Origin of the sequence: Aestuariibacter salexigens DSM 15300 (genome assembly GCF_000429145.1) — a bacterium.
GTDB lineage: Bacteria > Pseudomonadota > Gammaproteobacteria > Enterobacterales > Alteromonadaceae > Aestuariibacter > Aestuariibacter salexigens.
Genome location: NZ_AUBH01000002.1, coordinates 1 through 15935, shown reverse-complemented (window position 1 = coordinate 15935; position 15935 = coordinate 1). Strand labels below are relative to the sequence as shown.

Annotated in this window: 17 protein-coding genes and 2 rRNA genes; 6 read left to right on the top strand and 13 right to left on the bottom strand. The window is 47.7% G+C overall.

Going from position 1 to position 15935, the window contains the following annotated elements; genetic code table 11:
* Positions 1-276: 276 nt before the first annotated feature.
* The 5 genes from G441_RS0104235 (at position 277) to G441_RS0104215 (ending at position 4597) form a co-directional block, all read left to right on the top strand.
* Positions 277-2205 carry a BCCT family transporter gene (locus G441_RS0104235; RefSeq protein ID WP_240485080.1) on the top strand — a complete coding sequence of 643 codons (1929 nt, stop codon included), beginning with the start codon at positions 277-279 and terminating at the stop codon, positions 2203-2205.
* A gap of 38 nt (positions 2206-2243) precedes the next feature.
* Positions 2244-2720 (top strand): MarR family winged helix-turn-helix transcriptional regulator, encoded by a 477-nt coding sequence (locus tag G441_RS0104230; protein WP_026375198.1) that lies wholly within the window; start codon positions 2244-2246, stop codon positions 2718-2720.
* A gap of 214 nt (positions 2721-2934) precedes the next feature.
* Complete coding sequence (lepB, locus tag G441_RS0104225; RefSeq protein ID WP_034474437.1) at positions 2935-3567, top strand: signal peptidase I; 633 nt, start codon at positions 2935-2937, stop codon at positions 3565-3567.
* A gap of 171 nt (positions 3568-3738) precedes the next feature.
* On the top strand, positions 3739-4185 hold the full coding sequence (locus G441_RS0104220) for an Hsp20 family protein (protein ID WP_026375196.1): 447 nt from the start codon (positions 3739-3741) through the stop codon (positions 4183-4185).
* 157 nt (positions 4186-4342) lie between these two features.
* Positions 4343-4597: a hypothetical protein gene (locus G441_RS0104215; protein ID WP_026375195.1), complete on the top strand. Its 255-nt coding sequence runs from the start codon at positions 4343-4345 to the stop codon at positions 4595-4597.
* A 13-nt stretch (positions 4598-4610) separates the two neighbouring features.
* Here G441_RS0104215 and G441_RS0104210 read toward each other — a convergent pair whose 3' ends face one another.
* The 11 genes from G441_RS0104210 to G441_RS0104160 all read right to left on the bottom strand — a co-directional run bounded on the left by G441_RS0104210 (position 4611) and on the right by G441_RS0104160 (position 14265).
* Positions 4611-5000, bottom strand: a complete 390-nt coding sequence (locus G441_RS0104210) for an MAPEG family protein (RefSeq protein ID WP_026375194.1) — start codon at positions 4998-5000, stop codon at positions 4611-4613.
* A gap of 105 nt (positions 5001-5105) precedes the next feature.
* The gene (adk, locus tag G441_RS0104205) at positions 5106-5750 is read right to left on the bottom strand and encodes an adenylate kinase (protein ID WP_026375193.1); all 645 of its coding nucleotides are present in this window, start codon (positions 5748-5750) and stop codon (positions 5106-5108) included.
* A gap of 241 nt (positions 5751-5991) precedes the next feature.
* On the bottom strand, positions 5992-7914 hold the full coding sequence (gene htpG / locus G441_RS0104200) for a molecular chaperone HtpG (protein WP_026375192.1): 1923 nt from the start codon (positions 7912-7914) through the stop codon (positions 5992-5994).
* A gap of 118 nt (positions 7915-8032) precedes the next feature.
* A complete protein-coding gene (gene recR / locus G441_RS0104195) occupies positions 8033-8632 on the bottom strand; it encodes a recombination mediator RecR (RefSeq protein WP_026375191.1) in 600 nt (199 codons plus the stop codon).
* Positions 8633-8655: 23 nt separating this feature from the next.
* Entirely contained in the window at positions 8656-8982 is a 327-nt protein-coding gene (locus G441_RS0104190; RefSeq protein ID WP_026375190.1) for a YbaB/EbfC family nucleoid-associated protein, read from the bottom strand.
* Between the two features lie 46 nt (positions 8983-9028).
* Positions 9029-11206 carry a DNA polymerase III subunit gamma/tau gene (dnaX, locus tag G441_RS0104185; protein ID WP_026375189.1) on the bottom strand — a complete coding sequence of 726 codons (2178 nt, stop codon included), beginning with the start codon at positions 11204-11206 and terminating at the stop codon, positions 9029-9031.
* Between the two features lie 5 nt (positions 11207-11211).
* Entirely contained in the window at positions 11212-11748 is a 537-nt protein-coding gene (apt, locus tag G441_RS0104180) for an adenine phosphoribosyltransferase (protein WP_026375188.1), read from the bottom strand.
* A 34-nt stretch (positions 11749-11782) separates the two neighbouring features.
* Positions 11783-11911 carry a hypothetical protein gene (locus G441_RS19995; protein ID WP_276201937.1) on the bottom strand — a complete coding sequence of 43 codons (129 nt, stop codon included), beginning with the start codon at positions 11909-11911 and terminating at the stop codon, positions 11783-11785.
* A 67-nt stretch (positions 11912-11978) separates the two neighbouring features.
* Positions 11979-12716, bottom strand: coding sequence for an HvfC family RiPP maturation protein (locus G441_RS0104170; protein ID WP_026375187.1), 738 nt, complete (start codon positions 12714-12716; stop codon positions 11979-11981).
* Entirely contained in the window at positions 12713-13561 is an 849-nt protein-coding gene (locus G441_RS0104165; protein WP_034474436.1) for an HvfB family MNIO-type RiPP peptide maturase, read from the bottom strand. The genes G441_RS0104170 and G441_RS0104165 overlap by 4 nt, the downstream gene beginning before the upstream one ends.
* 83 nt (positions 13562-13644) lie before the next feature.
* A complete protein-coding gene (locus G441_RS0104160) occupies positions 13645-14265 on the bottom strand; it encodes an HvfA family oxazolone/thioamide-modified RiPP metallophore (protein ID WP_026375185.1) in 621 nt (206 codons plus the stop codon).
* Between the two features lie 208 nt (positions 14266-14473).
* Here G441_RS0104160 and G441_RS17840 point away from each other — a divergent pair, with 208 nt between their 5' ends.
* A complete protein-coding gene (locus G441_RS17840) occupies positions 14474-14929 on the top strand; it encodes a hypothetical protein (RefSeq protein WP_051275325.1) in 456 nt (151 codons plus the stop codon).
* A 442-nt stretch (positions 14930-15371) separates the two neighbouring features.
* Here G441_RS17840 and rrf read toward each other — a convergent pair.
* Together rrf and G441_RS0104140 are read right to left on the bottom strand one after the other, a co-directional pair.
* Positions 15372-15487 (bottom strand): 5S ribosomal RNA (rrf, locus tag G441_RS0104145).
* A 119-nt stretch (positions 15488-15606) separates the two neighbouring features.
* A 23S ribosomal RNA gene (locus G441_RS0104140) occupies positions 15607-15935 on the bottom strand; the annotation flags it as partial.

The window sequence follows — 15935 nt, the reverse complement described above, 5'->3', positions numbered from 1 at the left end:
GAATAGAACAGTTTTTCATTATTTTATTCGTTATTATTTATTGCTCTCTAACTAGTATTACATACTGACAAAAAAGTGCATTAATACTTAAGTCTCTGTTTTTATATATAATCACGAATATCAGTTACCCCAATCATTCACTTTCAGATCAATTTTTATATTGCCTTCTAACTATTTTCACTCTTCTTTATTGCTTCAACTTCTGTGAGTTTCTGCTATCGTTTGCGCATCAGTTTGCAAGGTGGTTGAGTCCCCGTGACAGAGAAGAAAACACATTTGAATCCACACGTTTTTATCAGCTCGTCAGTTCTGATTCTGGTGTTAGTCACGTTCGCGCTGGTGTCACCTAATCTTGCCGATACGTTGTTTAACGCCACGCAGAGCGCGATTGTCGATAACGGCAGTTGGTTCTATGTACTGACCGTTGCGGTGATTTTGTTGCTGGTTACCTTTCTGGGAATGTCCAGGTATGGCGATATTCGCCTTGGACCAGATCATGCTTCTCCGGATTACTCGACCATGACCTGGCTCTCTATGCTATTCGCTGCGGGCATGGGAATTGGGCTGATGTTTTTCGGTGTGGCTGAACCCATCATGCATTACCTTTCCCCGCCAACCGCCGAATCAGGTACAGTAGAAGCGGTGCGAGAAGCGATGAAAATGACGTTTTTTCACTGGGGACTGCATGCCTGGGCAATCTATGCCGTTGTAGCACTGGTTCTTGCTTACTTCAGTTTTCGTCACGGTTTACCCTTAACGCTGCGCAGCGCGTTGTACCCGCTTATTGGCGATCGCATCCATGGTTGGGCTGGACATGTCGTCGATATCTTTGCAGTGACGAGCACCATTTTCGGCGTCGCGACGTCATTAGGGCTTGGCGCATCTCAGATTAATGCTGGCTTTGACTACCTGTTTAATATCGGCGTGACTACGACCAATCAGATTATTTTGATGTGTATTATCATCGGTTTTGCCATTGTGTCTGTTGTCTCTGGTCTGGATAAGGGCATACGTCGGTTGTCTGAAACCAATATGGTCCTGGCGATAGCATTGCTGGTCTTTATTTTAGTCTTAGGGCCCACTGTATTTCTGTTAAAAGCATTTTTACAAAATACCGGTGCCTATCTGTCTGACATTGTACGCAATACCTTTAATCTATTCGCCTATCAGAAAACCGACTGGATTGGTGGCTGGACCATATTTTACTGGGGCTGGTGGATTGCCTGGGCTCCGTTTGTGGGGTTGTTTATCGCACGAATTAGCCGCGGTAGAACCATTCGTGAATTTGTTCTCGGCGTGTTATTGGTGCCGACCGCATTCACCCTATTCTGGATGACAGTGTTCGGCAACTCAGCCATCCAAATGGTATTCGAGCAAGGTCTCGTGGAGCTTGGTGAGATGGTAAGCCAAAATACCTCAGTGGCGCTGTTTGTTTTTCTGCAGGAATTTCCCTTCGCCAGTGTCCTGACATTCCTGGCCATCATTATGGTGGTCATTTTCTTTGTCACGTCTTGTGATTCAGGCGCCATGGTCGTCGATATGCTGTGTTCTTACGGCAAAAATGATACGCCCGTCTGGCAGCGAATCTATTGGGCATCCGGTGTGGGCATCGTCGCTGCGGCTCTGCTTCTGGCTGGTGGACTTAGCGCATTACAAACCATGACCATTGCTGCTGCGCTGCCATTTGCTCTGATATTGATAGCTGCAATGCTGGGATTGATCAAGGCACTTAGGGTGGACAAGTTCAAACGTGAAAGCCTGCAAATGAACGTGGTGCCTACTCACCCTCATGAAGCTTCTGCGGACTGGCAGGAGAGGTTGCGAACGATTGTGGACTTCCCTAACAAACAACGAGTTGAAAGCTTTGTTAATGAAACAGTGCGTGAAGCCATGCAATCGGTGCGCAGCGAACTGGAAAAAACAGGTATCAACGCAGAGGTTTCCTCTGTGAAGCATGGCTTGCAGATAACCATTGAGCAGGGTGATGCACAGCCATTCGTCTATGGTGTGTATTTAGCGCGGCACAACCAGCCAGAGTATGCCTGCCAAGATTACGATGAAGAGGTCGTCTATTACCGTGCAGAAGTGCATTTGCATGAGGGTGGACAAGATTACGACATTATGGGTTGGTCAAAGCTGGCGGTACTGAATGACATTATTGACCAATACCAAAAACACTTACACTTCCTCCATTTACTGAGGTAAATTACAGGCCTTAATGTTTATGTCAGTGAACATGCAGCATGCAAAAAGATGAAGAATTACTTGTCGCACTGCGCAGAGTGATCCGAGCAATCGACCTACGCTCAAAGCAACTGAGCAAAAATGTCGGTTTAACCGGTCCACAGCTTCTGGTTATGCAAAATATCGACAGGCAACCTGGCATTATGGTCAGGCAGGTGGCGCAAAATATCACGTTAAGTCCAGCAACGGTTACCAGCATCCTCGACAGGCTGGAGAAAAAAGAGCTTGTGCAGCGTATCCGCAGCACTGAGGACAAACGACGGGTTGGATTGTTTTTGACTCAATCCGGTCAGGAGATATTGGAAAACGCCCCATTACCTCTGCAGGAACACTTTACCAATCGCTTCGCACAGCTGGAAGAATGGGAGCAGAGTCAGATGGTGGCGACCATGCAGCGTATCGCCAGCATGATGGATGCAGAAGATATTGATGCATCGCCGCTGTTGGAGATTGGCACGCTGGAAGAAAAAGCCTAGATGCCGGCTCGGGCGCCAGCATGACGTTATGATTGGGCCGGCATGACGTTACTAGTCGGCCGGCATGACGTTGGCTGACGTCGCACCCGCGTCCATCTATTCGTCGCACCCGCGCAGGCGGGTGTCTTTGAAACACTCCCTTACAGCTTGACGCAACTTCTTCTTTTGCAATTCACTACACTCATATCTGTTTTATTTGGTGCAGATAGTCCTCATGTTAAACCTAATCAAAGAAAACCTCGGCTTTATCACAGTATTGTGTTTACTGTTTATGATGCGCAGCAGCTTTGCTGACTGGTACGTAGTGCCGACTGGCTCAATGTTGCCCACTATTGTTGAGGGCGACAGAATTCTGGTGAATAAAATGGCCTATAGGCTAGAGGTGCCATTTACGGATATCAGCTTGATAGATATCGATTCGCCGCAGCGCGGCGATATTGTGGTGTTCAACAGCAGCGCTGCAGAGTCTCGAATGGTAAAAAGAGTCATTGGATTGCCCGGCGATCGCGTTGCTATGCATGACAACAGGCTTTATCTGAACGGCGCCCCACTCTCTTATCAAGAGTCTGACTTGTCTTTCACGTGGAGCGAATCTCTGGCTGGCGTGAAACATCCAGTGCAATGGATACCTGCACCAAAACCCATGTCATCTTTTGCAGAAACGGTCGTGCCGGACGCGCACTATCTGGTGCTGGGCGATAACCGAAACAACAGCGCTGACTCGCGAGTTTATGGGTTTGTTCCTGCATCAGAATTGCAGGGCAAAGCACTCAGGGTGCTGGTCTCACTCGATGCCGACAATTATTACTTACCGCGAGCCGACAGGTTTAATGTCCCATTGATTTAAACCCAAAATAATTCATATAAAACAGTGGGATAAAAATTTTTTAATTTTTTTACTTGAAAAAAAATTGCATCACCCCACTTCTATGTTGTCGGCGCCGAAAGGGTCGACAGACACGCCGCCGCGAAGCGGGGCAATTTTAAAAAACATATTGCTTAAAAAAAGGATATGACCATGCGTACTATCGATCTATCTCCACTTTACCGTTCATTCATTGGCTCTGATCATTTGGCTGCACTTGTAGATGCAGCAACACGAAATGAGAAGCAGGCAAGCTATCCACCCTACAATATCGAGCTTATGGGTGAAGACAAATACCGAATTACTATGGCCGTGGCGGGATTCGGCACTGATGATATTTCTATCGAAGTGCAAGAAAACACGTTAACCATCACTGGCGCGAAAGAGTCAAAAGAAGACAATGAGCAAGACAGAAAATTCCTGCACAAAGGCATTTCTGAACGCAATTTTGAGCGTAAGTTCCAGCTTGGTGACAACGTCAAAGTGTTAACCGCCGACATGCAAAACGGGCTGTTACATATCGACCTGGAACGTGTCATCCCAGAGGCGAAGAAGCCTCGCCGTATCGAGATCGGCAGTAACCTGATAGAGAATAACTAACCGGTCTGTCGTCCTAAAAAAGTGTTGTGTTCCCGAATAGCGGCGCCTCATGGCGCCGTTTTTCTTTTTTTAAAAGGGCGTAAGCGCGTTATCCCTAAAGTCTCACTACCGTTGTGCCGATAAAGAAATACACATCGAGAGTAGAGGTACGGTGACAATGAACTACGACAGATTTTTTGCGGGACACGCATTACTTCCAAAACAGCCGGTAATGAGCGCTCAGTCTCTTAGCATACGATATCGCGTAGCAGCGCTCGGTCAACGCACTGTCGCTGAGTTCAATCGTCTCACTACCCTATTCAATAGTGCTTCCACACGCGCCACTCAGGAAATGTTGTTGGATAAACGACAGCGCCTGATATTACACGCGGTAAGAGAGCAGGTTCAACAAGACCAGCTGTTAGCAGCCTAACTAACGCATTGCGTTAGAGATAAAACTCGATAAGCACCAGCGCCGACAGTCCTAACATCGCGAAAAAGGTAAGAAGGGTTCCCCATACTCGCTGCCAGCTTGCGCCATGATGATGGCGCAGGCCATAGGCATGTAACACCCGACCAAACAACAAGCTCGCACCTGCCAGATGCAGAAAGACGGGCGCGCCTTTATTCAGCTCAGCGACAAGTAAGAGAAAAAGCGTGATTGGCACATACTCAGCGAAATTGCCATGACAGCGAATAACCTGTTCCAGATGCTTGTCTTCGCCATATCCCAGACTGACCTTGTGCTGACGACGATAGGCTATCACCAGCATACTCAAATACAGATAACATAGACAAAGCAGTGCGGCGTAAAATGCGGTAACAGGTACGAGCATAATGAACATTTATTAGTCGAGTTTAGATCAGCATAAATCAATGCCACGCATAAAAAAAGCCCGCCTGAACCGGCGGGCTTTCTATCAATATACGTTGAGAACGAACTAACCAAGCATATCGGCCAGTTTAGCGCTTACATCAGCAACAGGCTGTGTACCGTCCAGTTTATGGTAAGCACAGTGTCCAGCATCGGCCTCAGCACTGTAATAATTCACCAGAGGTTTGGTCTGCTCATGATAAATCGCGAGACGCTTACGCACGGTTTCCTCTTTATCGTCATCGCGAATGATCAGCTCTTCACCAGTTTGGTCGTCCTTTCCTTCCTGCTTCGGTGGATTGTACACAACGTGATAAACACGCCCAGAACCGGGGTGAACACGACGACCGCCCATGCGCTCAACGATAACGTCATCGGCAACATCAAACTCGATTACGTGGTCTATTTCAATGCCCGCATCTTTCATTGCATCGGCCTGAGGAATGGTACGTGGAAACCCATCTAACAGGAAACCATTCGCGCAATCACTTTGCGCAATGCGCTCTTTGACCAGTCCTATGATCAGATCATCTGACACCAGTTTACCCGCGTCCATGACCTGTTTTGCCGCCAAGCCTAACTCTGTGCCCGCTTTAATAGCAGCTCGAAGCATATCGCCGGTTGAAATCTGCGGGATCCCATAACGTCCCATCAGAAATTGTGCCTGGGTGCCTTTACCCGCTCCCGGAGCACCTAACAGAATGATACGCATGCAGCGTCCTCCAATATTTCTTATGATTTTCAAAGCTAGCGGCAGGTTACACGCTAAAATTCGACTAAACAAGGCTGCAAGAGGCGAAAATAGCACTTTTAAGACTAATGGTGGAGATCTTGTAAATCGCAGTTGCCACTCTTGAAAGCAAAATAGATTACCTAATTAGGTATTTCAGAGACTCCATAAAAAAAACGGGCATTAACGCCCGTTTTTAAACCTTAGTTGCCTCTATACTGGCTTATTTAGCCAAGTCGAGTAACAAACTGTTTAGCTTTTGAACAAAGCTGGCTGGGTCTTTCAGACTACCCTGCTCTGACAACGCAGCCTGGTCAAACAGTACCTGTGCCCACTTGCCAAACTGCGTTTCATCCTGCACGTCAGCCATCAATTTAACCAACTGATGCTCCGGATTCATTTCAAAGTGATATTTCACTTCAGGTACTGGTTGCCCTGCCGCTTGCATAAGCTTGACCATCTGCGTGGTCATACCGTGTTCATCAGCGACAATACAGGCCGGCGAATCTGTAAGTCGATGGGTGAACTTAACGTCTGCTACCTGATCACCTAAAGCAGCCTTCACTCTATCGATAAGACCTTCAACCTGCTTTTCAGCTTCTTCCTGTGCTTTCTTGGTGTCTTCATCATCGAGCTCGCCCAGATCCAGGTCGCCCTTTGAAATTGACTGGAATGACTTTTCGTCAAATTCAGTCAGGTGAGACATCAGCCATTCGTCAATGCGGTCGAACATCAGCAGTACCTCGATACCTTTCTTACGGAAGATCTCAAGGTGTGGGCTGTTCTTGGCAGCCTGATATGAATCGGCCGTGACATAGTAGATTTTGTCCTGCTTTTCCTGCATGCGTTCAATGTAATCTGCCAGTGACACATTTTGCACATCACTGTCATTGTGCGTTGAAGCAAAGCGCAGCAGGCCTGCAATTTTCTCTTTGTTCGCAAAGTCCTCAGCAGGACCTTCTTTCATGACATTACCGAACTCGTTCCAGAATGACTGGTACTTTTCTGCGTCATTTTTGGCCATGCGTTCCAGCATTTGCAGTACTTTCTTAGTACAGCCCTGACGCATTGCCTGGGTGATTTTATTATCTTGCAAAATCTCACGAGACACATTTAGTGGTAAATCATTTGAATCCAGCAAGCCTTTCACAAAACGCAGATAAACAGGCATAAACTGCTCTGCGTCATCCATGATAAAGACGCGCTGTACATAGAGTTTCAAACCGTGCTTCTGCTCGCGATTCCACATATCAAACGGCGCTTTGGCCGGGATATACAACAGGCTGGTGTACTCGGTTTTACCTTCAACCTTGTTGTGAGACCAGGTTAATGGATCACCAAAGTCGTGTGAAATATGCTTGTAAAATTCGTTGTATTCTTCGTCTGTGACGTCTGACTTATCACGAGTCCACAGTGCCGTTGCTTTGTTGACGGTTTCCCATTCACCCGGCTGGGCAGGAATTTTTTCACCATCAGGGCCATCTCTTTCTGGCACTTCGTCCTTCCACATTTGCACTGGAATACTGATATGTTCAGAGTATTTGTTGACGATAGATTTTAAGCGCCAGCTATTAGCAAACTCTTTTTCATCTTCGCGTAAATGCAGGGTGATCTCTGTACCGCGCGTCTCTTTAGTAATGTCTGCGACGGTGAATTCGCCTTCTCCCTCAGACACCCACTCAACGCCGCGATCGGCTGCGTGCCCGGCTGCACGAGTGCGCACGGTGACTTTGTCAGCAACGATAAAAGCCGAGTAGAAACCCACACCAAACTGACCAATCAACTGAGAATCTTTGGCCTGGTCGCCAGACAGCTTGCTGAAGAAGTCCTTGGTTCCTGATTTTGCGATGGTACCGAGATTTTCGATGACCTCGTCTCGGGTCATACCGATTCCGTTATCGCTAATCGTGACGGTTCCTTTATCTTCATCCACGCTGATCTTAACATGCAGATCGCCATCATTTTCATACAGGCTGTCATCAGACAGCGCTTTGAAACGCAGCTTATCTGCAGCGTCTGCCGCATTGGATACGAGTTCACGAAGAAAGATTTCTTTATTTGAATATAGCGAGTGGATCATCAGATGAAGCAGTTGTTTTACTTCGGTCTGAAAACCATGAGTTTCTTGGTGGACGGCGTCAGCCATAAACAAGTGTCTCCTGAATTACGGTTGAGAGTTCGTTGAGGTAGGAAGTAGGGGCAGTTAGCCACTTTTCAAGCGGCTAACCATAAAAACTGTGAGGATAAATCAAATGTGAGCGACGTTACACGTCTAAGCGACCAGATAATGCGCGGCTTAGCGTATTACCATCAATATATTCAAGCTCGCCCCCCACCGGTACGCCGTGTGCGATGCGAGTTGCTCTAACGCCCTGGCTTTTGCACATCTGCGCGATGTAGTGTGCGGTCGCTTCACCTTCCACTGTTGGGTTGGTCGCAAGGATCACTTCTTTGACCGTATCCTTGCTCATTAGCTCATTGAGCTTATCCAACCCTAGCTCTGCCGGTCCAACGCCATCTATGGGTGACAGGTGTCCCATCAGTACGAAGTATAACCCCTTATATTCAGCAGTTTGCTCGATGGCCAGTACATCCTGTGGAGATTCAACAATGCATATCTGCGCGGAGTCAGCTCGGGTCGGTGATGCACAAATATCGCACAGGCTAGCCTCAGTAAACGTTCGACACTGAGAACAGTGTTTGACGTGCTGCATAGCATCATGCAGCACCTGACTTAGCTGGATACCCCCCTCCCGATTTCTCTCAAGTAGGTGATACGCCATACGTTGTGCGCTTTTATTCCCTACTCCAGGCAGGACTTTGAACGCGTCAACCAATTGATTGATAAGAGGTGTGGTTTTCATCTTTAAGGGCGATCGCTAGCGTCTTAGAACGGCATCTTAAAGCCAGGAGGAAGAGGCATTCCACCGGTGATTTCAGCCATTTTTTCTTTGCTGGTTTCCTGCACACGACGCACCGCGTCATTACAGGCTGCTGCGACAAGATCCTCCACCATATCTTTGTCATCGTCCATCAAAGATGGGTCAATTTCTACACGGCGCACATTGTGATTACAGGTCATCGTTACCTTAACCATACCTGCGCCAGCCTCTCCGGTCACTTCGATGCTGGCCAGTTCTTCCTGAGATTTCTGCATGCGCTCCTGCATTTGTTGCGCCTGCTTCATGATGTTACCCATTCCGCCTTTAAACATAACGTTTCTCTCTCATAAGTTGATTGGTTCTGATACGAAAACCCACCTAACGTGGTTTTATCGAGTCCTGTATTACTTCAGCGGCAAACATGTCACGCAGTTTTCCGATTGTGGCATCTTCATTGACGACGCTCACCGCATATTCCTGACGTACACGCTCAATTTCACGCTGCAATGCGTAAGGCGTATTGGCAGGCTCACCAAGACGTACGTCTAGCGTTATATTCCGGTCTAGCGCCTTACTCAACGCATGCGCCAGTTGCGCGCGGGCCGGCTCGGTATCAAGATGGCCTTTATCCTGACTGAGCAGTAACTCAACCGTATTGCCATTCATAGACATGCTTGAATGTAAGGCGAGCTGCTTGGTTAATGCCTCTACCGACATGTGCTCTATCATATCCGCCCATTTATCCAGCTGCCTCGCGTTAACCACCTTGTCGCCGGATTGCAGAAATGCCGGCACTTCTTTGTCCACTATCGTGGTGACGCTATCATTCAAATGCGCATGAGAATCAACCTGAACCGGCTGCTCAAACGATTGCTCATTTCTTTCTGGGGGAATGTACCGGTCTGATTCAGGAAGCGGTTCGGTTAGCCAGGGAGGCAGATCTTCGTCGCCGGATACCTGCGCTGGAGCGAGTTCATTGGATTCTACATTGGGTTGAGTCTGCGCGTTAAGCGCGGGCTCGGCTGCGAGTGGCTTTACCGGTTGTGTGTCGGCCACATCATCCGGTTGAGCATCGGCATCAGGCTTTTTTGACGGGGAGGCGTCCTCCACATTATCAGTGCCTGATTTGAGCTTTTGTTTGAGCGCCAGCATTTGCTCAAGTGCGCTGAGTCTGTTCTGTTCCGTCGATGTTTCGCTTACTGTCTCAGGTTGAGATTCTGGCTGCGGCTGTGCTGCGGCATAGTCAGGCTCAGACATAGGTGGCTCGTTGCGCCACTGCTGGGACTCGTCGATTATATGCTGTTGCTCATCTTCCAATGCCTGCACGTCGTAGTGGGAGTGATCATCGGTTGCTGGTTCACTTTGTTGTTCATCCGCTGGCGGTGACGAAGTATAGACATCATCGCCTTGCGAAGATACTGACGTTGACCGAGGCGACGCTGCTGTCAACTCTTGTGGCGGTAAGCTTACGCCGTCCGGCTTAAACGCCAGCATACGTAACAGGGTCATATCAAATCCGCTGCGAGGATCAGCGGCATGTGGCAGGTCTTTTCGTCCCTGCAAAGCAATCTGATAAAGCAACTGTACCAGTTCAGGCGCGACACTTTTACTTAAGGTGTAAATCGCTTTTGCATGTATCGTCTCGAGCTTGCAGGCATCTGGTACAAACTGCGTCAGCGCAATTTGGTGCAGGAGACTTTGCATTTCCGCTAACACGTGCTGGAAGTCAGGCGCCAGTGCAGCCAGTTGTTCTACTATCTCGAACACCTTTGTCTGCTCGCCGCTTACTACGGCGTGAAGTAACTTAATGACCTGACCTTTGTCCATCAGCCCCAGCATGTCAGTGACGACCTGCAGGCTGACGACATTGTTGCCTTGCGCAATAGCCTGATCTGTCAGTGACAGCGCATCCCGCATACTTCCTTGTGCAGCTCTCGCTAATTGCGCCAGTGCGTTTTGCTCAAAGACAATATTCTCGTGACCAAGAACGTGCTCTAGCTGTGAGCTGATTTGCTCTCTGGAAAGAGCTTTAAGGTTAAACTGCAGACAACGTGACAATATCGTGATAGGCAGCTTTTGAGGATCCGTCGTCGCCAGTAGGAATTTCACATGTGGCGGTGGCTCTTCAAGCGTTTTGAGCAGGGCATTGAAGCTATGCTTGGACAACATATGCACTTCGTCTATCAGATAGACTTTATATTGTCCTCGCGTCGGCTTGTACTGAACGTTATCAAGCAGCTCACGGGTGTCTTCGACCTTGGTCCGGGAAGCGGCGTCAATTTCAAGCAAATCAACGTAATTGCCCTGTTCTATTTCCTGGCAGGTACCACATTGCCCACAGGGCGTGGCGCTCATTCCGGTTTCACAATTCAGGCTTTTGGCAAATATTCGCGCAATGGTTGTTTTACCCACTCCACGGGTGCCGGTAAAAAGATAAGCATGGTGTAATCGATTGTTATCAAGTGCGTTAGAGATAGCGGCGACGACGTGTTCTTGTCCAACCAATTCAGCGAATGTATTTGGACGCCACTTGCGTGCCAGGACCTGATAACTCATCCGTGTTAGTGACCTTCAAATGCGCAGATTGCGAAACAATCCACACCTATTTCGTTGAGCTTCTGCTCACCACCAATATCAGGCAGGGTGATAACAAACCCTGCGTGTTCAACGATACCACCGAGACGTCTGATCAAATTAGCAGTGGCAACCATGGTTCCTCCGGTTGCGAGAAGATCGTCGATCATCAACACCTTCTCACCTTCTTTTACTGCGTCTTTGTGTATTTCCAACGTATCCATGCCATATTCAAGCTCGTAAGTCTCGCTTATCGTTTCCCTGGGCAGCTTATTGGGTTTCCTGACGGGTATAAACCCTACACCAAGCTCGATAGCTAACGGGGCACCAAACAGGAACCCTCTGGCTTCGGTGCCAGCAACCTTATCGAAGTTCATGGGAGCAAAGCGCTCTACCATCTTCTTTAATACTTCGGTGTAGGCATCGTGATCTTCCAGCACCGACGTAACATCTCTGAATAAGATGCCTGGCTTAGGATAATCCGGGATAGTCTTAATTACCGACTTAATATAATCAGAAGACACAGCAATCCTTAAATATCGTGAGCTTAGATGCGGTTTACACGCCGAAAAAGAAAGTCAACCAACCAAGGATAACGTGCATAAGCGGGAGCGCGACTAGCGTAGCGACTGCACCGAGGAAATACCATACGTTGTAAACTTCTTTGAAGTTCTGATCGTCTGCCATTATGAGTTCCACTGAGTGTCAAAATCAGGTCGCAAATGGTAATCCAATGAGGGCTGAAATAACAGCCCTAGTCGGGCAATAAAATCTGCTGGGACAACAGTTGAGTCATAGTATCGCCCAGGCTTTTTGTAAGCTGCTCCGCAGATATTTGAGGCATTGCCTGGGACATATGCTCTATCAGTGAACTCACGGTTATACTTGGATACTGTTCAACAATATTCAGTAACAATGCCGTCGCAGGCGTAACAACGATGAACTTAACCTCGTCATCCGTTTGTCTGAATATCACGAGATAGGTAGGTTCAGCGGGCTCTTCAGGCATAAAGTCTGCACGTATTTGATGCACGGGGAATGGATAACTAACTAATGATGCGAGTGGCGAAAAGCTCACACAATTCACTTGTTGTTCACGCCACACTCTGTCGTCAATAGAATCTTTACGTGTACTCACGTCTAACTCCATCCACTCGTAGTGTGCGAGTTCTGCTAGAAAGACTGGGTCTTGGTCTTGTCGTTCATATTCGTTGGCGAGGTATTCTACAAATTCTTTACTGATTTCTACGAAATAAGGCGAACGGCAATCGTGCTCTGCAAAAAACCCTCTGGCCAACCGCTGCATATTCTGTTCACCAATCACCTCGTGCAGCACAGGAAAGCCGTTTTGTAAAAATCCAAGAATATTGTTGAAAAACAGTTCACGATAAATCTTTAATCGACGCTCCTCTATGCCCCCATCAAATTGATGACGTTCGGGATCTCGAATATGACGCATGAACGCCTGTTGGGTATGGGAAAAAGAACTCATGATGCCTGACGATCGCGATTACTTGTGGGTAAATAAGCTTGTTGTATCTGCTTGATGCGCTCTACCTCACGAAGCAAATCAGGCAAAGGGGGAATATTAAAGTCGCGTTCAAGCAGTGTTGGGAACACACCATGGATCGAGTATGCCTTCTCCAGGAGTTTCCATACCGGCTCAATCACATCCGCACCATGGGTGTCGACTTTCAGATCATCGTCTTCGTCAAAATGCCCGGCGATGTGTCCATAGACTATTTTGTTACTTGGAATAGCGCGTAAAAACTCTTTCGGGTCGTACCCGTGGTTTATCGAATTGACATACACATTATTCACATCGAGGAGCATTAGACAGTCAGCTTTTTCCAGTACACCCAGGGTAAACTCAAGTTCTGACATCTGCTGACCTGGAGCCGCATAATAAGATACGTTTTCGATCACCAGGGGACGCTCAAGAATATCCTGAACCTGCTTTATTCTGTCTGATACGTGACTGATAGCATCTTCTGTGAAAGGGATAGGCATAAGGTCATACATATGACCTTCACCAGAACAATAGCTGAGATGTTCACTGTAATAGAGAATATTGTGCTGCTCTAAAAAATCTTTGATTTCTTTCACGAATTTAACATCAAGTGGAGCAGGACTGCCGATTGAAAGCGAGAGGCCATGGGTAACGAAGTTACACTGCTGGGTAAACGTAGATAATTGCTTTTGAAACCTGCCTCCCAAAGGGATCCAGTTCTCAGGTGCAACTTCCCAAAAGTCGACCTGTTGTGGAATATCAGGCAAGAGTTCACCAAGCATCTCCCGGCGTAATCCCAAGCCCACTCCGGATAACAATTGTGGCATATGTGAATAAGCCCTATGTGAATCGAACATTCATCACTAAAAACAAAAGGCCGGCATTGCCGGCCCCGCTAGCGGGTGCAGGCTTACGCCATACCGCCACATTTTCCTTCACCGCACTTACCTTCTTTCTTGGCTTTATCATGGCCTTTAGCATGTGCTTTGGCTTTATCGCCTCCGCACTTACCCTCTCCACATTTGCCTTCTTTTTTGGCTTTGTCATGACCGTAAGCGTGTGCTTTACCCTGCGCTTTGTCACCGCCGCATTTACCTTCGCCACACTTACCTTCTTTCATGGCTTTCGCATGTGCTTTGGCTTTGTCGCCACCACATTTGCCTTCGCCACATTTACCTTCCTTCATGGCCTTAGCGCCGCCGCATTTGCCCTCGCCGCACTTGCCCTCTTTCATGGCCTTGTCGCCACCGCACTTGCCTTCGCCACACTTACCTTCTTTCTTGGCTTTGTCACCACCGCATTTGCCTTCGCCACATTTGCCTTCTTTCTTGGCTTTGTCGCCTCCGCATTTGCCTTCCTTTTTAGCCTTATCGCCACCACATTTACCTTCAGCGGCGATCATCATATAACCAGACTCCAGCGTTTCTATGCCAAACGGACTTTCGGTAGCATTCACATTCGCTGCGCCGAGCGAACCAATAACAACTGCACCCAGTGCAGTAGCGATGGTAGATTTCTTAACCTGTTTCATAAACTGATTCCTTTATAGATGAACAAATGTTCTGACCTGTCAGTATGTAAGAACTAGACTCTGAATTAAATATTTCACAAAATTTTAAAACTTTTTAGAAATTGCGTTCAATACCACACTTAGCAAGATAAGATACGTTATTAATTAATGATGTATACTCTATAAATATATCGTTGGGTTAAATTATATTACGAAGTAAGCATTACCGATGCGCGAACACGGACAATTTTTATCTACGACTTGCGGCCAGGTGATTACATTCGCCGCAAGGGGTCCCTGGAATGATGAAGCCATGAAAAATGGTTGTCGTGAATTAGCCGAGGTCATGAAGCAAGTCGACATGACAAACCCTTGGGCACAGATTAGCTGCCTAGCCGGCGAAGCGATTATGCCTCCTTCTACTTTTGATATTTTTTTGTCTCAATCAAAAATTAGACAGAAACTCGGCCTACAAGCATTAGCAATCGTTATATGTGATTCGGATATTAAATCTACCATCAAGAGCCAATTGCAGAACTGCTATACAGAAGCCGGAACAACGCACGAGTTCTTTGATGACTTGAGTTCGGCATTGGCATGGTTAGATACGTTTAATGTGAGCATCGACCATGATGCGATTATCAGTCACTTACACTCCGTACCATTTTTGCCAAAAGATCTGTAAGACCTCACAAACCGATTATTGCCTAAGAACAAAGATGCCCGCCAAGAGCACGCGAGCATGACGAGCTTTTGTCATACCGGCAGGTGCATTGCAAACCTCGTCATACCGAAGGTTGCCTACCCCTTCGGTCATGCCGGAAGTTGCGCAGCAACTCTCCGGCATCTACTTACCCGTTTATGAAAGTGCCCTCTACATGGGGGTGAAGAGCGGTGCTTCGAAGAAGCATGAGGAGTGCCAGTGGCACGCCGAAAGCGATGAACGCGAGGCCGTGGATGGCCGAGCTGTAACCAGGCACCATGGAGGGTTTAAAAAAGTGAAGTTACGCAGAGCACTTCTCTCTTTGTCTATCCATGGATTTGGTTTGGCATGAGGATAGCAACGTAAGTTGCTAACCAAAAACAAAAAACCCAGCTTTCGCTGGGTTCTTTGTTTTCGAATAGGAGCCTGACGGTGTGCTACTCTCACATGGGGAAACCCCACACTACCATCGCCGCTAACACGTTTCACTTCTGAGTTCGGAATGGAGTCAGGTGGTACCGTGTCGCTATTGCCGTCAGGCATAAACTGGTTTAACTATTTGGAATTCTGATATCAGCTCAATCGTCTAGAGTATCCACTCTATCGTCTTATTAGCTTGTCATGTTGCTCACACAACACCAAAACCATTTTGGCGTTGTATGGTTAAGCCGCACGGGCAATTAGTACAGGTTAGCTTAACGCCTTACAACGCTTCCACACCCTGCCTATCAACGTCGTCGTCTTCAACAACCCTTCAGAGACCTTAAAGGTCACGGGATGACTCATCTTTGGGCCGGCTTCCCGCTTAGATGCTTTCAGCGGTTATCCGTTCCGAACATAGCTACCGGGCAATGCGATTGGCATCACAACCCGAACACCAGCGGTTCGTCCACTCCGGTCCTCTCGTACTAGGAGCAGCTCCCATCAATCATCCAACGCCCACACCAGATAGGGACCGAACTGTCTCACGACGTTCTAAACCCAGCTC